Raw genomic sequence first — 22,677 nt, forward strand, 5'->3', positions numbered from 1 at the left:
ATCTTTACAATATTTCTAAATTTTAAAAGTGTTGTAAGGGCAGGTGCGCCCTAACATATTAATAACATTGTGAAATGTTAAACTCCCCATACAGGAACACATCATGAATACCCTCCACACCACCGAATTATCCGCAGACACCCATACAGATACCGCCAAACCCCAAGGTGAAAAACTGCAAAAACTCCTAGCACGCATGGGCTTGGGTTCACGTCGTCAGTTAGAAGAAATCATCAAAACAGGACGAATCTCCATCAACGGCAAAACTGCAACGCTGGGTGATAGAGCCAGAGTGAGTGATGAGATTCGTATCGACGGGCGACTGGTACGTCTTAAAGCCGAACGTGAGAAACGTCGCCGTGTCATCGCCTACTATAAGCCCGAAGGCGAGATTTGCTCCATGTCCGACCCCGAGGGTCGCCCCACGGTGTTTGACCGTCTGCCCAAGCTGACAGGCGACAGATGGGTGATGGTCGGCAGGCTAGATATTAACTCATCAGGTCTGCTACTGTTTACCAATGATGGCGAGCTGGCTCATCGTCTCATGCACCCATCTAGCGAAGTGGTGCGTGAATACGCCGTACGTGTGCTTGGCGAAGTTACCCCAGAGATTGCCCAAAATCTGACCCGTGGCGTTGAGTTGGAAGACGGCATGGCACGCTTTGATGACATCAAAGAAGGCGGTGGCATGGGCGTGAATAAATGGTATCACGTCACCATCAAAGAAGGTCGCAAGCGTGAAGTTCGCCGTATGTTTGAGTCCCAAGAGCTTAAAGTCTCACGCCTGATTCGCACCCGTTATAGCACCATGATATTGCCCAAAGAGCTAAAAACAGGGCGGTTTATTGAGCTTGATGCCAAAGCCATTGATGCCCTTGTCTCATCGGTAGGTCTGCGTTCTCGCCAAGGTACGGGACTAAACACATCTGCCAAAGAAAAACAAGCCCGCATCCATAAAAAACCCTTGCCTGCTCGTGAAGTTCGCCAAAAACGCACCCAAAAAGGCAAAAGCGAGCGAAAAAGAGCCGATGACAGACAAGGCAGAAGCGAACGTAAAGGAGGGCAAGCCCCTGCGTTTGGCAAGGCGAAGTTTTATAAAGTGTAAATTATTATGCCTTTATCGCCAAACCGCCCGAATACTTTTTATGGCATTCGGGCGTTTTTTATGAGCGATAATTTACAAGGTTATCATCTGCAAGTCGTTAATCACGCTTCTTCTACCCAGCGTTTTTGGCTTTCTTTAATCACTTCTTTGGCGGTGGCGACATCAAAAAAGCCTTCTACTTTGGTGGTGCCAGCTTTTTTCAAATCCTTGTAGTGATTGAAGTGAAATTCTAGCTGTTTGAGAAGCTGTGGTGGCAAATCATCAAGGCTGTTGTAGGCGTTGCCGTTATTGCGGTCATCGGCAGGCACCACGATGACTTTGTCATCCACTTCGCCGTCATCGACGAATTTCATCACGCCAATCACTTTGGCTTTTAGGAAAATACCCGTGGTCAATGGCTGTTCGGTTAGGATAAGTGCGTCTAGCTCATCGCCGTCTTCGTCTAGCGTTTGGGGAATAAAGCCATAGTTGCAAGGTTTGGCAAAGGTGGTAGGCTCAACACGGTCAAGCTCAAAGCACGCCAATTTGCGGTTCCATTCGATTTTGTGGTTTGAGCCAGTAGGGATTTCCACGACCACATTAATCTCGCCTGCGTCCACGTCGCCTGCATCTAGGATTTTGTTAAAATCTACCATAAAATTCTCCGATGGGGATTAAAAAAGGTGTGCCATTGTAATATTAAATCCGCCCAAGTGCAATCATCAATTTATGATGTTTTTGCATATTGCTTGTGGATAATGGCATATTATCAAGGCTTATCTGATGTATCAGGCAGGCAAATGGGGGTACTGATACAGCTTGGAGTGTCCACTTTTGTTTTGTCTAAGGCGGTCATGAGTTGTAAGGTTGCCCGCTCCCAATCTTCAATTTGACTTGGGTCATCAAGGTGGCGTTTGTCAAGATTGGCAGGATTTATGGGATATTTATCGTCTCGCTCATCTGTTGGTGTGGCGATAAATGCCAGAAAGGCTTGGGCTTTTTTGCCAAGTTCGCTGTCATGTTTGGCAAGTTTGACAAAGCTTGCTTCGTCTGTGAATGTCTCATCATTTTCATTGATGTAGGTGATAAATTTGGTTTTATCATCGTTTAGCCAACGTGTATTGTCTGAGCCAAAAAATAACAAATATTCATAAAATAACGATAACCGTTTGGCATCATCAATAAATACACTCTGCGGATACATCTTTTGATAATCTTGCCAAAATAACGCCCGCTCGATAAGCTCATCTAATGAAATGCTAAGACCTGCATCGCACCATAGTGGCTCTTGGTTGTCGCTGGCAAGTCGCTCAATCATGACTGCTTGGTCTTTTGGCAAATGGGGCGTAAACAGCTTGGCAAATGCTTGATAATCATTGACAAAGTCAAATTCCCCTTCGCAGTAGTCTGCTATTTTTAGCTTATTTTGTTTGACTTGCTTGATGAAATATTGGGCTTTTGGGTGTAGTGTGGCGATGTCGGATTCGTTGTACTTTTTGTTATAATGAATGTCGTACATGACCTGATTTAACTGGTCAAATTCTGTATCATCAAGCAAAAATGTATCACCTTGCCAAAAGGATAAAAAACGCTGATAAGCAAGCTGATACTGTGTCGCCCACTTGATTTGGGTGGTGTTGTCGGCAGTCGGTAGGCAGTGATTTAATAGTTTATCTGCCTGATCAAAGTCATCTATTTGACTATTGATGTCAATGGCATTTAGTGTGTTGGTAATGGCTTGGCAATCAATCGCTTGGGGGTTGGTGCTTTGGGCGACTGGCGTGGGCGATCTAGGGGTGGCGTCCACAAAGGTCTGTTCGGCTTGGTGTGGCTTGGTGTTTGGGGTAGGTGGGCTGTTGGGTTTGTTGTCGCAAGCGGTCAAGGACAATAGGGTGATTGTGATAATTGTTAATGGGTATTTCATGTTTATTTGCTCGGTATTGGCTCATTTATGGGTCTTAGGGCGATTTGTCCGCTGTGTCTTTTTTGAATATTACTGATAAATTTATGAATAAATTCGTGCGTTTGGCTCTCATCAAATTTGCCAAATTGCGACAGATTCACCATTGCCATGCCTGCATAGCCACAAGGGTTGATGGCATTAAAGGCGGTCAAATCATTGACAAGGTTAATGGCAATGCCGTGATAACTATGCCCTTGTTTGATTTTAAAGCCTAGACTTGCGATTTTGCCAAGCATATCGCCATTTGTGTTGTAAATATACACCCCAGGGGCATCACGGCGAGCCTTAGCGGTCAAATCGGGCGGTAGGTATTCGCCAACCACGTCTTCTATGGCTTGCTCGGCGTGGCTGACTAGGTCTCGCACGCCCATGCCAAGTCGGTGCAAATCCCACAGCCAGTACACCACAAGTTGCCCCACGCCATGCCACGTTACCTGTCCGCCCCTGTCGGTTTTGATGATTGGGGTGTCGGTTTTGTAGAGAATATGTTCTTCTTTGCCCGCTTGTCCTAGCGTATAGACGTCTTGGTGTTCCACAATCCACAGCTCATCAGGGCAGGCTTTGTCAGCCTTTTTGTCGTCAATGCGAGACAAAATGCGAGCAAGCATATCATCATGCGTGGCGTTATATTCGGCATGGGGGTGGGTGGTGGTGTGTAAGTTGTCCCATTGTAAGGGGGTAAGGTCTAGGTGGGGTAGGTTTAGGGTCATGGCTTTTAAATGGTCAAAATAAGGACTATTTTACGCCATTTTGTTAAAAATAAAAACCATTTTAACCATTTTAACCATTTTTAACTGCTTGCACACCCTTTACCCTTTTGTTATAATCTTGCTTATCAATCGGGGTGCTATTTATGGCTGAGATGATACCCGTGAACCTGATACAGTTAAAACTGGCGTAGGAAATTGATAAAAATTGACGAGCAACACACTTTTTTGGTGTGGGTTTTGACTGTGCTTTTTTAATCTTAAAAAGGAAAAACCCATGACCAAAGTTACCAAAAATCCACTCTTCCCAGACCAAATTCCCCTAGACTTAATCGACGAAGTCCGCAAGCAAAACCCCCTAATTCACAACATTGCAAATCTGGTCTCCGCCAATTTTACCGCCAATGGACTGCTTGCTGTTGGTGCATCCCCCATGATGGCAGAGTCGCCTTTGGAGATGGCGGAGCTTGCCAAAATCAGCAGTGCCGTTGTGCTAAATATCGGTACGCCGTCCGACCCCAAAACGTCCGCCATGATTATTGCAGGGCAAACCGCCAACGCCCATGGCATTCCTGTGGTGCTAGATCCTGTGGCGGTGTCGGCAAGCACTTTACGCCAATCTACCATTTGTCAGATTAGCCAAGTCGTGCAATTTGATGCCATTCGTGGCAACGCAGGCGAGCTTGCGTTTTTGGCAGGGGCGAACTGGCAAGCCAAAGGTGTGGATGCTGGGCGTGGCGATGCGGATTTGGCGAGTATTTGCCAAGCGGTTGCGAGCAAATATCGCACCATTGCCATTTTGACAGGCGAGATCGACTACATCTCAGACGGCACGCAGGTGGTCGCCCTTGCCAATGGTACGCCACTACTCCCCAAAGTTACCGCCACAGGGTGTCTGCTAAGTGCCGTGGTTGGGGCGTTTTTGGCGGTGGCAGGCCGTGAGCGGTATTTGGTGGGGGCGGTCAATGCCTGTGCCACGTTTGCCATTGCAGGCGAGCTTGCCTGTGAAGGCTTATTGTCAAGCCAAAGCGGTATGTTTATGTATCAATTCTTGGACAAATTAGGCGGTATTAGCCCCGATGAGATTGCAAATCGTATCAAATTTGTGGGAGAAAAGGCATGAGATATGTCCACACCCACCCACGCACCAATCGCCCCGCCCAAGCTCTTAGTATTGCAGGGTCGGACTCTGGCGGTGGGGCAGGCATGCAGGCGGATTTAAAGACCTTTGCCATAAGGTGTGTATTTGGTACAAGTGTACTGACCGCCACAACCGCTCAAAACACCCAAGGCGTATGGGGCATTCATCATCTGCCGACCGACCATATTAGAGCCCAGCTTGTCGCCATTCGGGACGATTTTGAGATTGGGGCGTGCAAAATCGGTATGCTTGGCACGTCCGACATCATTGATACGGTGGGGCGGTTTCTACAAAATCGTCCGTTTAGGCAAGTGGTGCTTGACCCTGTGATGATTGCCAAAGGCGGACACGCCTTGCTTGATGACAACGCAACGGACAGTCTAAAACGGCTTATTCCCCTAACCGACATCATCACGCCCAACCTACCAGAAGCCGAAGTGCTAACAGGCATGACGATAGCGTGTGATGATGATATAAGGCAAGCCCTGTACGCCTTACAAGGCATGGGGGCAAAGACAGTCATCATCAAGGGCGGACACAGCCAAAACTTCCAAAGTACCATATGCATAGATTATGTGCTTGATGAGACGGGCGACATTTGGCAAGTACAAAGCGTGCGCACCAACAGCAAAAACACGCACGGCACAGGGTGTACGTTCTCGGCGTGTATCACGGCAGAGCTTGCCAAGGGGGCGAGCGTGGCAGATGCGATTCATACCGCCAAACGCTTAATCAGTCAGGCAATTAGCACCGCCCCCAACATCGGACACGGACATGGGGCGGTCAATCATTGGGCATTTTGGGAAGGCGGGGTATAGATAAAATGATTGGTAAATTTTAAAATCGCAAGGTGCGTACCATACACCGATAATCATTTATTTCAATTTAAAATGATAACTTATTGATTATCTGATAATTATTTTTGGGTTGTAGGGGCGTGTTGCACACGCCCTTGACGATACAAAGATTTTACAGGGCGTGCTCAGCATGCCCCTACACCGATACATCATTGAATTTGTGGTAATTTCAGTATAAAAAAGTGCATATTACACACTTACAATCATCACATTAACCCCCAAAAAAAGACCCCCTCATGTTTGATAAATCAATCCTATCCGTCTATTTTGTCGCAGGCACACAAGACTGCACGCACCGAGACGAACCCACACCCCAACAGCGATTGCTTGCGGTGCTAAAATCCGCTCTTGATGCAGGAATTACTTGCTATCAATTTCGTGAAAAAGGCGACAACGCCCTAACTTGCCCTGATGAGATTAAACAGCTTGCACAAGATTGCCAAGCGTTATGCCGTCAATATGGCGTGCCGTTTGTGATTAACAATGACGTTCATCTGTGCCTTGACATTGGGGCGGACGGCGTTCATGTGGGGCAGACGGACATGGATATTTTTGACGTGGCAAGGCTCTGCCGTGGACGTGCGTTTGTGGGTTTGTCGCACAGCTCGCTTGATGAGATAAGGGTCAGCGTGGGGTATGATTTGGCGGATTATTTGGCGATTGGGGCGGTGTTTGACACATGCTCAAAGGCGGACGCTGGGCGTGCGGTGGGCGTGGATATGGTGGGGCAGGTGCGAGCGATGATTGGCAATCGTCCACTTGTCGCCATTGGTGGGATTGACACGACCAACGCAAGCCCTGCGCGTGCCAATGGGGCGGACGGTGTGGCGTGTGTGTCGGTGATTGCCCGTGCGGACGATATGGGGGCGGTGGTAGGGACGTTAAAGGGGGTGTGATCAATCGTATGGCGTTTGTCATTGCAAATTGGGGCGTATTGCTTTATGACAAAATATCAATCTTAACTTGAAATTAACTTATTGATTGTTTGCGATTTTATAATCATTTAACTTCAAAATACACCGATGACAGTAAGGTGCGTATTACGCACCAATAAGAGCTTCTATTTAAAAGGTGCGTGGTACGCACCTTACCATTCAACTTATTGATTTATTTAATATTTTAAATCGTAGGGGTGAATTACATTCGCCCAAAACGACAATATTTCACAGGGCAAATGTAATTTACTCCTACAAATTAATCCAAAAATATGGTTAATTAAAATCACCAAAATCAATTGTATAACAAAATAAATCCCGCCAATTTCCCCCATTCCCTCAAAAATTTGCTATCATACCCCAAACTTCTTTTTGGAAAACTCATGACCCACACGCCAATCATCACGTCATTACTGGATAATGACTTATACAAATTTACCATGCTCCAAGCCATGCTTCATCAATTCCCCCAAACGCATGGCGTGTACCGCTTTCGCTGTCGCAACAACGACAAATTGGCGTTCCCCTTGGGCGAGATTAAGGATGATTTGGAGCATCAGCTTGACCTGCTTTGTACCCTAAAATTTAAGCAAGATGAGCTGGATTATCTGAGAAATTTGCGGTTTATTAAGCCTGATTTTGTGGATTATTTAGAATTATTTGCCTTAAAACGCCGATTTATCAAGGTCTGGACGGACGATGAAAACCGCCTAAATATTGAGATTGAAGGGGCGATGATTCAGGCGATGTTTTTTGAAATTTTTGTGTTATCCATTGTCAATCAGCTCTATTACGAACGCCTAGCCGACCCCAACGCCTTAACAGACGGGCAAAAACGCCTTGATGAAAAGGTGCAAATTTTAAAACATTATGAAATGCTAGAACGCTCAGACGTGCACAATCCCGCCTTTGCCGTGGCGGATTTTGGCACACGTCGCCGTTATAGCCGAGACTGGCATTATCATGTGGTGCGGACGCTTGCCAAGGCATCGCCCAGTATTTTTCGGGGGACGAGCAACGTCTATCTTGCCAAAGAGCTGGGTCTGACCCCAATCGGCACAATGGCTCATGAGTTTATGCAAGCCTTTCAAGCTCTAGATGTACGCCTAAGAGACAGCCAAAAGGCGGCGTTGGAGGCGTGGGTGCGTGAATATCGGGGTGATTTGGGCATTGCCTTGACGGACGTTGTGGGCATGGACGCATTTTTAAGAGATTTTGATTTGTATTTTGCTAAGCTCTTTGACGGACTTCGCCACGATTCAGGCGATCCGTACGAGTGGGGCGACAAGGCGATTGCCCATTATGAGAAGCTACGCATTGACCCCAAAACCAAAAGCCTGACGTTTAGCGACGGCTTGACACTCCAAAAGGCGTGGGATTTGCATGAATATTTTAAAACCCGTATCAAAACAGGCTTTGGTATCGGCACCAATCTCACCAACGACATGGGACTCACCCAGCTTAATATCGTGCTAAAACTTGTGGAATGCAACGGGCAACCTGTCGCCAAACTCTCCGATAGCCCTGGTAAGACGATGATTGATGATGATACGTATCTGGCATATTTAAAGCAGGTGTTTGAGGTAAAAGAGTGATAAAAAAGGGGTGTTATGCCCCTTTTGTTTTTAAAATATAAATCGTAAATGGTTGGGGTTGATGTTTGCCATTTCCTTTTTATCACGCCACCGCCCCAAGTTTGCAGGATTATGCTATACTAACGCACTATCAATGGGTGTGTATGGCACACCAATCATTTTAGCATTAAACTTAACAGGAAAATCATGACCACCCTAGACCCCAACTGGCAATCCGATGCCCTAGACCCGACTTTGGGATTTTTTGAAGAGACCTTGGCAATCCGTGGCGGTTATCATCGCACGGACGAGGGCGAGCATGGCGAGGCGATTTTTACCACCAGTAGTTATGTTTACAAGTCCGCCAAAGACGCCGCCGACCATTTTGACGGCACAAAAAAAGGCAATGTCTATTCACGCCACACCAACCCCACCGTGCGAGCCTTTGAAAGACGGCTTGCCCTGCTAGAAGGGGGCGAACGCTGTGTCGCTACCGCAAGTGGGATGGGGGCGATTTTGACCATGTGTTTGGCGTACCTAAAAGCAGGCGACCACCTACTTTGTGCTAAGCAGTTATTTGGTTCATCGGTTGCACTGTTTGATACCTACTTTCGCTCATTTGGTGTGGAGGTGAGCTATGTGGACTGCTTTGATAATGACGCATGGCAAAACGCCATTCAGGACAACACCAAAATTCTGTACTGCGAAAGTCCGTCCAATCCGCTGGCTCAAATTGCCGATTTGCGATTTTTGGCAAATCTTGCCCATGATAATGGGGCGATGCTTATCGTGGATAACTGCTTTGCCACCCCTGTCATTCAAAAGCCGTTGGAGCTTGGGGCGGACGTGGTGATTCATTCGGCGTCCAAGTATATTGACGGGCAAGGGCGTGTGCTTGGCGGGGCGCTTGTTGGCTCAAACGAGCTTATGGAAAAAGCCTTTACTGTCATTCGCACAGGGGGCATTAGCCTGTCGCCCTTTAATGCGTGGGTGCTGTTAAAGGGGCTTGAAACCCTATCAATCCGCATGAAAGCCCATTGCGACAATGCCAATCGGGTTGCCGAATTTTTATCAAGCCACCCCAATGTCCAAAAAGTGCATTTTTCAGGATTGCCCACGCACCCAAGCCACGAGCTTGCCAAATCCCAGTACACGCACCTAGACGTACAAGGCGGAGCATTTGGGGCGATTATCGGCTTTGAAGTGGCGGACAAGGACAAGGCGTGGCATGTCATTGACAGTACACAAGTCATCAGCATTACCAACAACTTAGGTGATGCCAAATCCACCATTACCCACCCTGCCAGCACCACCCATTTTCGCATGACCCCCGAGCAACGAGTAGAAGCAGGCGTGAATGACGGTCTCATTCGCTTATCGGTCGGACTTGAAAATGTCAATGACATCATCAATGATTTAAAGCGTGGTCTTGATGAGTTATAAAAAACATGGGTCAGCCACGCCTTTTGCCAAAATTGCAACAAAATATTACAAACTAGCCATGTTTGCTTAGGGCAGGGCTGTTATCTTATGCTAAATTTATTTTTTAAAGTTAATTTATGAAAAAAATTCTTAAAGTGGTTGCTGTCGGTGGGCTGATGATGACCCTATGGCACAAAAAAGGGCAGGGCAAATCGCAGAGCGATACCACCACGCCCATCAGTCATGCTCGCCGTAGCCGTGGATGGCTTCCTGTTATTGGTTCGGCACTGTTGGTGGGGACAGCGGTCATGACTGCCCCTGCATACGCCATGAGCGAATCGGCAGTACAAAGTTTTGCCAATAGTCTAAATACCGCCGCCAATGCCCAAAATATCGGCATGGTCTCACGGCTTATCGATGATAATGCCGTCATCAGCTTGACCCGCAAAGGCAATACCACCACCCTTGATAAAAATGGATATTTACAACTACTCCAAAAGTCATGGGCAGGGGCGAGCGATTATCGTTATAGTATTAATGCGACAGATGTAGTCGTCACGGGCAATCAAGCCCGAGCCAATGTCATCACCACAGAAAGCTGGACAAAAGATGGTCGTCGCACGACATTTAGAACGCATTCTAAGGCAACTTTGTCCTATATCGGCGGTAATGCCATGCTACTTAGAGCGGTGTCGCAAGTTACTGTGGAGTAGATTATATGGTTTTTAAAATGACATGTTTTTGAAAATAAAAAAGAGATGTGGCAATGCCATGCCTTTTCATTAACATATTTGGGTTTGATTGATGGGGCTTGATATATTATAATACGGGCATATTTCACATCATTAATAGGATTTTATCATGGCGTTTTTTAACATAGGCTCTAAAGCAGGCATGGCAGGTCTTAAACCCTTGACCATCGCTGTCTCATCAACATTATTGTTTGCTTGTGCCAGTACCAATAACACCAACGTAAACACAGGTAATGCACCCATTGTCAGCACGCCAAGCACGCCAAATGCCCCTGCCGATGTCTATACAGGTGTGCTTGACCAAGCAACCTTAGATGAGTTAGAAGACCTACTTCAAGCCACGGACATGACCATGGTAGAAGGCGATGCCTTGACCGTGCAGCGTTATGGCGATCTGTGGGACAGAGTGCGTCGTGGCTATCGCATGAGCGAGATAAATAATGGACGCATTGAAGCCCAAAAATCATGGTTTTATAGCCGTCAAGACTACATCAATCGCCTAACCGCCCGTACATCCCGTTACTTACATCATACCGTAACCGAAGCGGAGCGTCGTGGCATTCCAACCGAACTTGCCCTACTGCCCATCATTGAAAGCTCCTACGACCCATCAGCAACATCCAATGCGGCAGCAGCAGGTTTGTGGCAGTTTATCCCTAGTACTGGGCGTATTTATGGTCTCAACCAAAGCACCACTTATGATGGTCGTCGTGACATCATCGAATCGACCCGAGCGGCGTATGACTTTTTGACCAGTTTGTATAACCAGTTCGGTTCGTGGGAGCTTGCTTTGGGGGCTTATAATGCAGGACCAGGGCGTATTCAAAGAGCCATTGATGCTAACCGCAATGCAGGTCTGCCAACCGATTATTGGTCGCTACGCCTACCCACTGAGACGATGAACTACGTGCCACGCTTTATGGCGGTTGCTCAAATTGTTAAAAATCCCCAAAGCTATGGCGTGTACCTGCCTGCCATCGCCAACCACAGCCATTTTAGAGCTGTGCCTGCCAACTTCGGTGTCAGCCTGTATGATGTGTCAAATGTGACAGGCGTACCAGTGGATGAGTTAAGACTGCTTAACCCATCGCTTATTAATTATAGCGTGGATGCCAGTGGGCCGGGACGTGTGATTATCCCTAATAGCGTGCCAAGCAGTGCCGATACAAAGCTAAAAGCCTTGCAAGGCATGGGCTATGGTGCTTCCACCTACGTGGCAAGTAGCTACGTACAGCCGAATATGGGTGTGCAGAATCCTAGCTCACGTCAAGAGTTGGCTTCTGCCAATGCCCTACCAGCCACGGGTGCAGGCGTGACTGTGAATAACAGCATCATCCAAGAGCCATCACTTACCCAAGAAGAGCGTGACTTTATTGCCGCTCAGATTCAAGCCAATAGCACAGAGAACATTCAGCCGATTGCCCGTGATGGTAACATCGAACTAAATGCCATCCAAACCCAGCAATCTGTATTAGAAGCTCGTGGCGAGACAAAAAGCCTAAGCTATAACGCTCCAGCAGGTGCAGGCACACCTGCGGTAGCACCATCAAATAACACATATATCCCACCTGTCTCAACAGCTCCTACCATAACCGCCAAGGCGGAGCGTTATAAAGTCGTGGCAGGTGATACATTGACAGGCATTGCGGTAGCTCACGGGCTAAGTGTCAGCCAGTTGGCAAGCTATAATGGCATTCCTGCGAACACGCAAGTGAAGACAGGACAACGCCTATGGCTTATCCCTGGTAAAGTCAGCACGGTTGCCAAAGATACTGCCAAGCCGACAGTGAAAACCAGTACGCACACCGTCCAGTCAGGTGAGAGCCTTACTTCTGTGGCAAGAAAATACAACATGAGCGTGCAGGACTTAGCAGTACTCAATGGCTTATCAGTCACCGATGGAATTTTGATTAATCAAAAGCTAAAAGTATCAGGTACGCCAGTCAAATCAAGCGGTAGTACAAGCTCATCAAGTGGCAACACCAGTTCATCAAACAGTGCCAATACCAGTACTTATAAAGTCCAGTCGGGCGATACACTGACTGCCATCGCCAAAAAACTGGGCGTGAGTAATGCCGACATCGCTGCGTTAAACAGCTTTAATGCCAACTCGCCACTTATCGCAGGGCAGACGATAAAAGTACCTGCCACCAATGCCCAAGTGGAACGCAAGCTAAACAACCAATCGGTGAAATACACCGTCCAATCAGGCGACAGCCTAACATCGGTGGCAAATAAATACGGCATTAGCGTTGTTGAGCTTGCCACTGCCAATAACTTATCAAGAACAGCAGGGCTCATTCGTGGCAGAACTATCACAATCCCTGCGGCAGGTACAGTAAAGGTTGCTCGTCAGACAACTAAGAATGATGATAAAGCCAGTCGCAATGACAACTCCGACAACACCGCTCGTGGCAACGTCATCAAATCTACCGAAAATTATACGGTAAAAGCAGGCGAGAGTTTAAATGCCCTTGCCAGTAGATATGGTGTGTCAGCACGGGATTTGGCAGCGACCAATAAACTGCCTGCCAATGCTCAGCTACAACGGGGGCAGACCATTAAAGTGCCAAAATTGACTGATACTTATAAAGTCAAGTCGGGCGACAGTCTTAACTCTGTGGCGAAAAAATTTGGCATCAGTGTGGCAGAGCTTGCCAAGATGAACGGTCTAGGCACTGACGCACAGCTAAAAATCAATCAAACCTTGACAGTGCCAAATAAATAATCAGTCCAAACAAAACCCCATCTTAAAATTAAGATGGGGTTTTATGTTGCCAAAGGAGTTGCAGCTAACAAAATTAGGGTGTGCTTGCCTTTTGTATTTGCAATGAAAAATGAGAGAAATCACAAGTTTTTGACGAAGAAAAACATTCGACCACTTAATCTGATAAATCTTAAGATTTTAACTTAATTTTAAAAATAGGTAGTAATCCAAAAAGTATGCTATAACAAAAACTAAAAAGACAACTTGCACAAAAGTTGGTAATTTACGGTTATGAAGACACAAATTACCATTACTTGCCCAAGTTGCCTGTCGGTTAGTATAAAGAAAAATGGCATAGAAAGCTATGGCAAACAGAGCTATTTTTGCAAAGATTGTCATAGACAGTTTGTTCATCATTTACAGCTTACTGACAAAGGTTGTCAATCTTACATCAATGACAAAATACGCTTAATGTCAGCTTGTGGTTGTCGTATTGCTGACATTGTGATACTTGAACAAGTCAGTAAGGGTAAAGTATTTAGCGTGCTTGCAAACAGTAATCACCAAATCAAACCAAGACAAAAGCATTACAATACCTTAAAGATAGATGAGTTTAGGTATGAGTTTTAACAAAATTGCTTGTGATGATTGGGACAGCTTTCTTGTTGCTTTTAAGCACTCTATCAAACAAGTGGGCAAACGCTTTACCGTTGGTATTGAAGGCAACAACACAAGGCTTAGAGCCTTTGTTAGGCGAGCATTTAGAAAAACGTGTTGTTTCTCTAAAAACCTAACCAATCATCTTAAAGCATTTGACTTGGTGTTTCATTATATCAACCATGGGTGGGTGTAGCATACTTTTTGGGCTAGAGACAAAAAATTAAGTGGTCGGATAGCCATTTTTCATGCAAAAACATTATTTTATTTGTAAAATATTTGGCATTGTAAATAGTGTTATAAAGGGCAGGCACGCCCTAAGTTTTACGACAAAAATCATTCACCCTGAGCTTGTAGAAAGGTCAGCTTCCGTTATGGTTTGGCAGACTTGCCATGAACAGAGAGCGTAGCATTTTTTCATGTTGCAGAGTGTACATTGTAACAAATTGAGCTGATGATGGCAATTAAGATTTGGCTTTTTTAAGGGTAGGTTTCGGGTCGCTCAAACCCAACGCCCCACCTGCAATCGCCCACAGATACAGACTTGCTACCGAGTTGTACGGGGCAAATCGTCTTTGGTACTTGGCAAAGAATTTTGGTGTGATTTCACGATGACGGTACAACATTCTAAGCCCACGCACAATCGCCAAATCATGCTGACTTAACACGTCCATACGATTTAGACTAAAAATCATCAGCATTTGTGCCGTCCATTCGCCCACACCTTTAAAGGCAACAAGCACCTGTTTTATCTCGTCATCGCTCATCGTGTGCAGGCTATCCAAATCCAACTGATTGTCCAAAATATCGCACGCAATGCCCTGAATATAGTCCACCTTACGATACGATATACCAACCCCTTGCAAGTCATCAGGCGATAAGTTGGCAATGGCAGTCGGTGTGATGTCGGTTAAGTTCATTAAGCGTTGCCATACGGTGTGAGCGACGGAGTTAGAAATCTGCTGACCGATGATAGCCCGTATCAGCTCGCTAAAAATATCGGGATTGACAGGGCGGTTAATGTGTCCAATTTTGTCAATCGCCATTGCCATTTTGGGGCAACGACTGGCTAAATAATCGGTATGGGAGTTGTCGTATTGGAAAGTTTGCATGGAGTTTCTTTTTAAATCATTTAAACGCTATGTTAGCACAAATCTTTATTTGTCAGATATTTATCAATGGCAAGTTCAACGGTCTCTTTGGTAAAGGCTTGAATGGTTGGTACAACCGAGCCACGAGAACCACCAAAATTTAGCGTTTTAATGTCATATTTTTCAATAAAATCAATGAGATAATCAGATGCTATGTCCACCGAAAATGCCTTCATATCAATGAGTAAATATGGTTTATGCTGGCTGATACACGTTTTTAGGGTTAATTCTGTGCCACTTTTTGGGGTGATTTGGGCGTGGTAAATAATCACAGTCGCATCGCTGTCTATCACGTTTTGGCGAGTGCGTTTGCGATAGCCTGCACCCATTAGGGGCGTGAGTGGATATTTGTCATCAATGATACCGTCTTCGGCTCGCCTGTATTCGGGGCAATGTCCACCGCACGGCATACCACGAGATAACGCACCGTCCAACGCACCCCTATCCACGCCTGTTTGTCCGCCTGAGATGATTTTTGGAAAAGTCATAATGTTCCTTAAAAATTAACCGCCATTATCTCTAATAGCGGTTAATTGTAATACGAGCAAATTATAAATCTTGCAATTTATAAACATTAAACGGCAATGTTGTCTCATAGGCTTCACACACCGCACGCCCTGCGTTTAGCGTGGTTGCGATGAGCACCTTGTTTTGCAAGGCTTCACGGCGGATTGGGAAGGAGTCTTCTAACGCCTGTTTGCCTTCGGTGGTGTTAATGGCAAGATGAATCTGACCGTTTTTCATCATATCCACGATGTGCGGACGACCTTCGCTGACCTTATTGACACGCTCACATGCCACGCCAGCGTCCGTAAGCACGTCATGCGTACCGCCTGTGGCAACGATGTTAAAGCCAAAGCCTGCCAGACGTTTTGCCACGTCCACCACCCCTGCTTTATCGCTATCACGCACCGAGATAAAGGCGGTTTTGGTCTCGCCGTCTTGTGGTAAGCCTGTTAGTCTGTCGCCTGCCCCAAGCGTTGCCTTATAATATGCCTCGCCAAAGGTCTGACCCACGCCCATGACCTCGCCTGTGGATTTCATCTCAGGGCCCAAAATGGGGTCTACGCCTTGGAATTTGGCAAAGGGGAACACCGCTTCTTTGACCGAGAAGTGTTTTGGCACAATCTCGCTGACAAAGTTCTGCTCTGCCAACGTCTGCCCTGCCATACAGCGAGCGGCGACTTTTGCCAAAGACGTGCCGATGCATTTTGAGACAAATGGCACGGTACGGCTCGCGCGCGGGTTTACTTCTAGGATATAAATCTCATCGCCTTTTACGGCAAATTGTACGTTCATAAGACCGACCACGCCAAGCTCTTTTGCTATGGCGATGGTTTGTCGTCTCATCTCGTCTTGAATGTCTTGCCCTAGCGAATAAGGCGGAATGGAACATGCCGAGTCGCCTGAGTGAACACCTGCTTGCTCAATGTGTTGCATGATACCGCCAATCACCACGTCTTTGCCGTCCGATACGCAGTCTACGTCCACTTCAATGGCATCGTCCAAGAAACGGTCAAGCAGGACAGGAGCTTCGTTAGACGCTTGCACCGCCTCACGCAGGTAGCGTTTTAGTTCGTCTTCATTATAGACAATCTCCATGGCACGACCGCCAAGCACATAGGACGGACGCACAACCAACGGATAGCCGACTTTTACCGCCTCACGAATGCCTTCATCGGCCGATTTGACAATGCTGTTATTGGGCTGTCTTAGGTTTAGCTTGTTAATCATCTGCTGGAAACGCTCACGGTCTTCGGCACGGTCAATCGCATCAGGGCTTGTGCCGATGATAGGTACGCCTGCTTCTTCTAGGCTACGTGCAAGTTTCAAGGGCGTTTGTCCGCCATATTGCACAATCACGCCCTTAGGATTTTCGGTGCGGACGATTTCTAGCACGTCTTCTAGGGTAATCGGCTCAAAATACAAACGGTCTGACGTGTCGTAGTCGGTTGAGACGGTCTCTGGGTTGCAGTTTACCATAATGGTTTCATAGCCATCTTCACGCATGGCAAGGGCGGCATGAACACAGCAGTAGTCAAACTCAATGCCTTGTCCGATACGGTTTGGGCCTCCGCCGATGACCATGATTTTGTCTTTGTCGGTTGGGCGTGCCTCGCACTCATCATCATAGCTTGAATACATATAGGCAGTATTGGAAGCAAATTCGCCAGCACAAGTGTCCACTCGTTTATAAATCGGATATACGCCCAAACTCCAACGCTGTTTACGGAACTGCTTTTGGCTAATGCCCATAAGAGTGGCAATGCGTAAATCACTCATGCCTTTACGTTTAAAGGTGCGGATATTCTCGGCGGTCAAATCGCCAAAGCCTAGCGTTTTAATCTTGCTTTCGGTCTTAACAATATCTTCAATTTGCACCAAGAACCAACGGTCAATCTTGGTTAATTCAAACACTTCATCAACGCTAAATCCATGACGAAACGCTTCGGCAAGATAAAAAATGCGTTCAGGCGTGGCAATACTTAGGCGGTTTTTAATTTCAGAAACAATGGCGTTGGCGGATTTGCCTTCCAAATTCATCACTTCATCAAAGCCTGTCGCCCCTGTTTCAAGCCCACGCAGTGCCTTTTGCATGGATTCTTGGAAATTGCGACCGATTGCCATTACCTCCCCCACCGATTTCATTTGCGTGGTTAGCACAGGCTCGGCTTGTGGGAATTTTTCAAAGTTAAAGCGTGGGATTTTGGTCACGACATAGTCAATGGACGGCTCAAAAGACGCAGGGGTAACACCGCCTGTGATGTCATTTTTTAGCTCATCAAGCGTGTAGCCGACCGCCAATTTGGCAGCGATTTTGGCAATCGGAAAACCTGTCGCCTTAGACGCCAACGCTGACGAACGACTCACACGGGGGTTCATCTCAATGACGACCATGCGACCGTCTTTGGGATTGATACCAAACTGCACGTTTGAGCCACCTGTCTCCACGCCAATCTCACGCAAAACCGCGATAGACGCGTTACGCATCAGCTGATATTCTTTGTCGGTCAAGGTTTGAGCAGGGGCAACGGTGATTGAGTCGCCTGTATGCACGCCCATGGGGTCAAAGTTCTCAATAGAGCAGACGATGATACAGTTGTCGTTTTTGTCTCGCACGACTTCCATTTCGTACTCTTTCCAGCCGATAAGACTTTCGTCAATCAGTAGCTGATGAGTGGGCGACAAGTCAAAACCACGCTGACAAATTTCCAAAAACTCTTCTTTATTATAGGCAATGCCACCGCCCGAACCACCCATTGTAAAAGACGGACGGATAATCACAGGAAAACCAAAACGGGACTGGATTTCTAGGGCCTCATCCATGGTCTCGGCAATGTCGGCTTTGGGGCATTCAAGACCGATTTTTTTCATCGCCTTGTCAAATAGTTCACGGTCTTCGGCTTTTTCAATGGCTTCTTTGGTTGCCCCAATCAGCTCACATCCGTACTGTTTTAGCACGCCGTTTGCGTCCAGTGCCAACGCACAGTTCAATGCCGTCTGTCCGCCCATGGTAGGTAGCACCGCATCTGGGCGTTCTTTTTCAATGATTTTGGCAACGGTTTGCCAAGTAATCGGCTCAATGTAGGTCGCATCCGCCATTGACGGGTCGGTCATAATCGTGGCTGGGTTGGAATTGACCAAAATCACACGGTAGCCCTCTTCACGCAAGGCTTTGCACGCTTGTGCGCCTGAATAGTCAAATTCACACGCCTGACCAATGACGATTGGTCCTGCACCAATGATTAAAATGGATTTTATGTCGGTACGCTTTGGCATAGGGTTCTCTCTTCTTGCTTTGTTTGTGTTTATTGGTTAAAGGGTTTGATATTTGCCTCGTTTGATGTCTTGCCAAATGGGCTTGTGGCAGTTGTCAATGATTTGTTGCTGATAAACGGACATGGGATTGACAGGCGTGGACTTGTCAGCAGGTTCATAAGGGTTATTGGCTAATGATAGCCCCATAAGCTCCGCAAGCGGTTCGGTATCGCTATCATCACTGATGAGCCTGTCAAAGTCTCGCTCCATAAAGGGATAAATGCCAGCTGACTCTTCGGCAGATTGTTCTAATATCGCCAGTGCTGATTTGATTTTATCGGTCTCTTCGCCTGTTTTAAAATACGCTTCTAATTCATCGGCGTGTTTGCCCAATAACGCCATGTGTTTTTTGGTATAATGAAAATATTGCACGCGTTTGGGGTCGGTTAAATAAGCCAAATCACGCTCAAATTCATCAAGGCTGACTTGCCCAAAATAATGCGTTAAGCCTTTTTGTAGGGATTGATGATAGCTTTTTTTATTTAATTCGCTAATAATACATTGATTGACTTTTGGTGAAAAAATATCATAAACTTTGATTGCTTCTAAGGGCAGTTCGCTTAGGCTATCAACATCATGATAAGCATAGCCTTGCAACATATATAGAACATTCATTCGTGCAATGGCACTGGCAGGCAGGGTTGTTTCTATGGCTTGATATAATTGTGTTGTTTGCTTTTTATTGAGTGTCATGGCATGGCTAGTCATGGTAAGACATGATGATAAACATAATAATAAGCCGAGTGATTTTTTAAGCATAATAGTTCCTTTTCTATCATGATAAGCCATGAATAACCCACGATATTTTTACGAGCCAAAAAACGATTTTATTTAAGGGTTGGGTTAAATTTATCTTGCATAATTTTACATTTAAACTGTAAGGTGTGTATTACGCATCTATGGATTGCTATGCATCATACCCAATCTTTCATATTGATACTCTAAGCATTTATCTATTTGTTCTGCCATAGATTGAGTAAATTCAGAATCAAAAAATTTAATAAAATTCTGCGTATACTCATGACTAAATACTATGCCATCGCCTATCAATGCCTGTTCTTGATTTTTGATACTTTTATAACTAACCATTTTTGCATCTGCTCGTTCATCACTTGCGTATAATTTAAAAATATCTTTATATAGTTCATTTACTTTTAAGAGAATTTCACTGTCCAATATCTTTTTGTCATAAGCAATTGTTTGCTCGTCTGCTTGCGATAAATAATGAGCTATTGCTTGCGATAATGGTTTTCCATAAAATTTATTATCAATGGCATTTTGCATACAGATTGCATATTGTTTTTCCGTGACATCAATTTTAGGATAATCTTGACCATCAAGTTCCTGTATCATCACATTTTTCAAATAAGCCACATTAAAACCAATTTGATTTAATAATATTGGCATTTTATTTTCAATGCTATGATAAAATTTCTGATGTTGGGTAGGTTCTTGTGGTGCATTAGGGGTTGCACACGCTACCACTGGCAGACATAATAAAATTGCAATCAGTTTATTCATCTTTAAACCCCTGATTTGAACCTAAAATTCGGTGCGTTTACGCAACAAACGCACCTTAATTCTTACGCCTTAAACTTCTCAATCTCACTCACAAATCTATCAAACAATACGCTACAATCGTGCGGACCGGGGCTGGCTTCTGGGTGTCCTTGAAAGCTAAATGCAGGGCGGTCGGTACGCTCAATGCCTTGATTGGTGCCGTCAAACAGCGAGCGGTGCGTGGCTCGTAGCGTGGTAGGTAGGGTGGTTTCGTCCACACAAAAGCCGTGATTTTGCGAAGTAATCATCACCGTGCCATCGTCAAGATTTTGTACAGGGTGGTTGGCACCGTGATGACCGTGATTCATTTTTAGGGTTTTTGCTCCGCTTGCGAGTGCCAAAAGCTGATGACCCAAACAAATACCAAACACAGGAATTTTTGTCGTATCGCAAATGGTGCTGATAGCGTCAATCGCATAATCACACGCTGATGGGTCGCCAGGTCCATTAGATAAGAAAATACCATCAGGATTTAAGGCTAAAACTTGTTCGGCGGGGGTCTCGGCAGGAACAACGGTTAGCCTGCAACCCCTATCGGCAAGCATACGCAAAATGTTGGTTTTTACGCCATAATCATAGGCAACAACGTGGTATTTCAGCTCAGGCTCGGTAAAGCCCACGCCCAGCTCCCATGAGCCTTGTGTCCATGTAAAGCCATCTTTATCACAGCATTCTTTTGCCAAATCAAGTCCGTTCATATTGGGGACAGTTTTGGCAAGCTCTATCGCCTGCCCCACACTCACATCATCGCCAGCGACAATCGCCCCATTTTGAGCCCCTTTTTCACGTAAGATACGGGTAAGCTTACGGGTGTCAATATCGCCAATCGCCACAACATTGTGCTTGATAAGATACTCAGACAGCGACATCTGGCTTCTAAAATTACTATGAAGCAGTGGCAAATCACGGATAATCAGACCGCTTGCCCATACTTTGTGAATGCGTCCAGACTCAGTGTCTTCTTCGTTGCAGCCTGTGTTGCCGATGTGCGGATAGGTCAGCGTAACCATTTGTTTGGCGTAGCTTGGGTCGGTGAGAATCTCTTGGTAGCCTGTCATGGCGGTGTTAAAGACGACTTCACCGACCGTCTCACCGTCCGCCCCAATGCTAACACCGTGAAAAATAGTACCGTCTTGTAGGGCTAAAATGGCTTTTTTGGTCATGACACGCTCCGCTAAATAGATGATAAATATTATAAGAAATGTTATTGTTGGCAAATTTTAGACAAAATTTTTTGGCAAAACTGCCATAATCTAAAATATTAGACACAAAAAAGCGAATGATTAAAAATAAACTCAACTTTGCTCAAATAAGGGGCAAAAGTAAAGTTGTATTTTCATAATCACTCGCTTGTCGTACATTTTGATTATTATATACAAAAAAACAGCTTTTTTCTACCATTTTTTATCAAAAATTTTCGCCAAGCCACTCACTTGGTGTTTTGCCAATTTTCTTCACAAAGGCTCGTGTCAAAGAGGTGTTATGGCTATAACCCACTTTTTGGGCGACAACCGCCACAGGCAAGCCCTTTTTTAAAAGCATTTGGGCAAGGCTAATCCGCCAAGTGGTCAAATAATCACTGGGCGATATGCCCATCACTTCCTTAAAATAGTTGCCAAATTTGGCTTTGGACATAAACACCTTATCCGCCATCGTTTGTAAATCCCAAGCGTGGGTAGGGTTTTGATGAATGTCCAACAACAGCGGTGCAAGGGCGGTATCGGTCAAACCCCTTAATAGCCCCACTTTAATAAGTCCCTTTTCTAAGCATTCTCGCACCACCAAAATCAAAACATAACCACACAAATACGACATTAGTGCCTGATGACCGCATTTTGGCGACTGGCTTTCTGCAAAAATCTGCTGTGCCACCGTCATCAAATGGGGCATATCGTCCAAAAACAAAATGGCAATCTGCGTCAAATCATAAATGAGCGGATTTTGAATGTCTTGCCCAAAATCAAAACTGACACAAAACACCTGCAAATCATCGCTGGTAGGCTCAACACGGTGCAAACAGCCAGCGGGCGAAAACAGCACACAAGGACGGTCAATGACCATCGGTGCTTGCCCCTTTTGAATCAGGCGACAACTGCCTTGATAAATAAAGTGCAAATAGCCCTTATTGGCTTCGTCAAACTGCCCCATACGATACAGTAGCCCCAAAAAAACAGCTGTGTGCGAAAGGAAAATTGGGTAAATAAATGGGTTAAAGCGTCCATAAGCAAACTTTTAAACTTTTAAGAATTATTCTAACAAAAACCGCCTACAGCAACAACCAAATTGCATTTTGGTTAAATCATTGATGTGATTGGTTAAATTGATAAGGCAATAGAGGCGTATAATAC

General features: G+C 45.7%; 18 protein-coding genes, 1 pseudogene and 1 riboswitch. Of the genes and pseudogenes, 9 read left to right on the forward strand and 10 right to left on the reverse strand.

The features are described 5' to 3' along the window. Positions 1-196 precede the first annotated feature (196 nt). Positions 197-1,105: a 23S rRNA pseudouridine(2605) synthase RluB gene (rluB, locus tag LP107_RS04040; RefSeq protein ID WP_244893645.1), complete on the forward strand. Its 909-nt coding sequence runs from the start codon at positions 197-199 to the stop codon at positions 1,103-1,105. A gap of 101 nt (positions 1,106-1,206) precedes the next feature. Here the strand turns inward: rluB and LP107_RS04045 are convergent, their stop codons facing one another. The 3 genes from LP107_RS04045 to lipB form a co-directional block, all read right to left on the reverse strand. Next, positions 1,207-1,740, reverse strand: coding sequence for an inorganic diphosphatase (locus tag LP107_RS04045; RefSeq protein ID WP_078273684.1), 534 nt, complete (start codon positions 1,738-1,740; stop codon positions 1,207-1,209). A 113-nt stretch (positions 1,741-1,853) separates the two neighbouring features. Then, positions 1,854-3,008, reverse strand: a complete 1,155-nt coding sequence (locus LP107_RS04050; RefSeq protein ID WP_264675922.1) for a hypothetical protein — start codon at positions 3,006-3,008, stop codon at positions 1,854-1,856. Positions 3,009-3,010: 2 nt separating this feature from the next. Next, entirely contained in the window at positions 3,011-3,757 is a 747-nt protein-coding gene (lipB, locus tag LP107_RS04055; RefSeq protein ID WP_112742498.1) for a lipoyl(octanoyl) transferase LipB, read from the reverse strand. A gap of 120 nt (positions 3,758-3,877) precedes the next feature. Next, a riboswitch (TPP riboswitch) is annotated at positions 3,878-3,968 on the forward strand. 63 nt (positions 3,969-4,031) lie between these two features. Between lipB and thiM the strand changes: the two genes are divergently transcribed. The 8 genes and pseudogenes from thiM to LP107_RS04095 all read left to right on the forward strand — a co-directional run bounded on the left by thiM (position 4,032) and on the right by LP107_RS04095 (position 13,995). Then, entirely contained in the window at positions 4,032-4,877 is an 846-nt protein-coding gene (gene thiM, locus LP107_RS04060) for a hydroxyethylthiazole kinase (protein WP_264675921.1), read from the forward strand. After that, the gene (gene thiD / locus LP107_RS04065) at positions 4,874-5,713 is read left to right on the forward strand and encodes a bifunctional hydroxymethylpyrimidine kinase/phosphomethylpyrimidine kinase (RefSeq protein ID WP_078273680.1); all 840 of its coding nucleotides are present in this window, start codon (positions 4,874-4,876) and stop codon (positions 5,711-5,713) included. The genes thiM and thiD overlap by 4 nt, the downstream gene beginning before the upstream one ends. A 275-nt stretch (positions 5,714-5,988) precedes the next feature. Then, on the forward strand, positions 5,989-6,648 hold the full coding sequence (gene thiE / locus LP107_RS04070; protein ID WP_078273679.1) for a thiamine phosphate synthase: 660 nt from the start codon (positions 5,989-5,991) through the stop codon (positions 6,646-6,648). A gap of 422 nt (positions 6,649-7,070) precedes the next feature. Beyond that, entirely contained in the window at positions 7,071-8,282 is a 1,212-nt protein-coding gene (gene pncB, locus LP107_RS04075) for a nicotinate phosphoribosyltransferase (protein WP_029103255.1), read from the forward strand. 186 nt (positions 8,283-8,468) lie between these two features. Then, entirely contained in the window at positions 8,469-9,704 is a 1,236-nt protein-coding gene (locus LP107_RS04080; RefSeq protein ID WP_078273677.1) for an O-succinylhomoserine sulfhydrylase, read from the forward strand. Between the two features lie 116 nt (positions 9,705-9,820). Further along, the gene (locus tag LP107_RS04085; protein WP_112742497.1) at positions 9,821-10,396 is read left to right on the forward strand and encodes a nuclear transport factor 2 family protein; all 576 of its coding nucleotides are present in this window, start codon (positions 9,821-9,823) and stop codon (positions 10,394-10,396) included. A 148-nt stretch (positions 10,397-10,544) separates the two neighbouring features. Continuing rightward, complete coding sequence (locus tag LP107_RS04090) at positions 10,545-13,163, forward strand: LysM peptidoglycan-binding domain-containing protein (RefSeq protein ID WP_078273676.1); 2,619 nt, start codon at positions 10,545-10,547, stop codon at positions 13,161-13,163. A gap of 270 nt (positions 13,164-13,433) precedes the next feature. Beyond that, positions 13,434-13,995, forward strand: a pseudogene (locus LP107_RS04095) (IS1 family transposase). A 268-nt stretch (positions 13,996-14,263) separates the two neighbouring features. Here LP107_RS04095 and LP107_RS04100 read toward each other — a convergent pair. From LP107_RS04100 to LP107_RS04130, 7 genes are all read right to left on the reverse strand, one after another. After that, the gene (locus tag LP107_RS04100) at positions 14,264-14,911 is read right to left on the reverse strand and encodes a DNA-3-methyladenine glycosylase family protein (protein ID WP_078273613.1); all 648 of its coding nucleotides are present in this window, start codon (positions 14,909-14,911) and stop codon (positions 14,264-14,266) included. 32 nt (positions 14,912-14,943) lie between these two features. Then, on the reverse strand, positions 14,944-15,438 hold the full coding sequence (locus LP107_RS04105; RefSeq protein ID WP_078273612.1) for a putative molybdenum carrier protein: 495 nt from the start codon (positions 15,436-15,438) through the stop codon (positions 14,944-14,946). A gap of 61 nt (positions 15,439-15,499) precedes the next feature. Beyond that, positions 15,500-18,730 carry a carbamoyl-phosphate synthase large subunit gene (gene carB / locus LP107_RS04110; RefSeq protein WP_078273611.1) on the reverse strand — a complete coding sequence of 1,077 codons (3,231 nt, stop codon included), beginning with the start codon at positions 18,728-18,730 and terminating at the stop codon, positions 15,500-15,502. Positions 18,731-18,766: 36 nt separating this feature from the next. Continuing rightward, entirely contained in the window at positions 18,767-19,528 is a 762-nt protein-coding gene (locus LP107_RS04115) for a hypothetical protein (RefSeq protein WP_078273610.1), read from the reverse strand. Between the two features lie 138 nt (positions 19,529-19,666). Continuing rightward, positions 19,667-20,290 carry a hypothetical protein gene (locus tag LP107_RS04120; protein WP_078273609.1) on the reverse strand — a complete coding sequence of 208 codons (624 nt, stop codon included), beginning with the start codon at positions 20,288-20,290 and terminating at the stop codon, positions 19,667-19,669. Positions 20,291-20,352: 62 nt separating this feature from the next. Then, positions 20,353-21,492, reverse strand: a complete 1,140-nt coding sequence (carA, locus tag LP107_RS04125) for a glutamine-hydrolyzing carbamoyl-phosphate synthase small subunit (RefSeq protein WP_078273608.1) — start codon at positions 21,490-21,492, stop codon at positions 20,353-20,355. Between the two features lie 244 nt (positions 21,493-21,736). After that, positions 21,737-22,495 carry a helix-turn-helix transcriptional regulator gene (locus tag LP107_RS04130; RefSeq protein WP_208624041.1) on the reverse strand — a complete coding sequence of 253 codons (759 nt, stop codon included), beginning with the start codon at positions 22,493-22,495 and terminating at the stop codon, positions 21,737-21,739. Positions 22,496-22,677 lie beyond the last annotated feature (182 nt).

The organism is Moraxella bovis (genome assembly GCF_025985205.1).
GTDB lineage: Bacteria > Pseudomonadota > Gammaproteobacteria > Pseudomonadales > Moraxellaceae > Moraxella > Moraxella bovis.

Coding starts and splice junctions, on each gene's coding strand:
- thiD (WP_078273680.1), top strand. CDS start 4,874: ATGAGATATGTCCACACCCACCCACGCACCAATCGCCCCGCCCAAGCT.
- LP107_RS04115 (WP_078273610.1), bottom strand. CDS start 19,528: ATGCTTAAAAAATCACTCGGCTTATTATTATGTTTATCATCATGTCTT.
- LP107_RS04120 (WP_078273609.1), bottom strand. CDS start 20,290: ATGAATAAACTGATTGCAATTTTATTATGTCTGCCAGTGGTAGCGTGT.
- LP107_RS04050 (WP_264675922.1), bottom strand. CDS start 3,008: ATGAAATACCCATTAACAATTATCACAATCACCCTATTGTCCTTGACC.
- rluB (WP_244893645.1), top strand. CDS start 197: ATGGGCTTGGGTTCACGTCGTCAGTTAGAAGAAATCATCAAAACAGGA.
- LP107_RS04085 (WP_112742497.1), top strand. CDS start 9,821: ATGAAAAAAATTCTTAAAGTGGTTGCTGTCGGTGGGCTGATGATGACC.
- LP107_RS04080 (WP_078273677.1), top strand. CDS start 8,469: ATGACCACCCTAGACCCCAACTGGCAATCCGATGCCCTAGACCCGACT.
- carB (WP_078273611.1), bottom strand. CDS start 18,730: ATGCCAAAGCGTACCGACATAAAATCCATTTTAATCATTGGTGCAGGA.
- LP107_RS04090 (WP_078273676.1), top strand. CDS start 10,545: ATGGCGTTTTTTAACATAGGCTCTAAAGCAGGCATGGCAGGTCTTAAA.
- thiE (WP_078273679.1), top strand. CDS start 5,989: ATGTTTGATAAATCAATCCTATCCGTCTATTTTGTCGCAGGCACACAA.
- LP107_RS04105 (WP_078273612.1), bottom strand. CDS start 15,438: ATGACTTTTCCAAAAATCATCTCAGGCGGACAAACAGGCGTGGATAGG.
- LP107_RS04045 (WP_078273684.1), bottom strand. CDS start 1,740: ATGGTAGATTTTAACAAAATCCTAGATGCAGGCGACGTGGACGCAGGC.
- thiM (WP_264675921.1), top strand. CDS start 4,032: ATGACCAAAGTTACCAAAAATCCACTCTTCCCAGACCAAATTCCCCTA.
- lipB (WP_112742498.1), bottom strand. CDS start 3,757: ATGACCCTAAACCTACCCCACCTAGACCTTACCCCCTTACAATGGGAC.
- LP107_RS04100 (WP_078273613.1), bottom strand. CDS start 14,911: ATGCAAACTTTCCAATACGACAACTCCCATACCGATTATTTAGCCAGT.
- pncB (WP_029103255.1), top strand. CDS start 7,071: ATGACCCACACGCCAATCATCACGTCATTACTGGATAATGACTTATAC.
- carA (WP_078273608.1), bottom strand. CDS start 21,492: ATGACCAAAAAAGCCATTTTAGCCCTACAAGACGGTACTATTTTTCAC.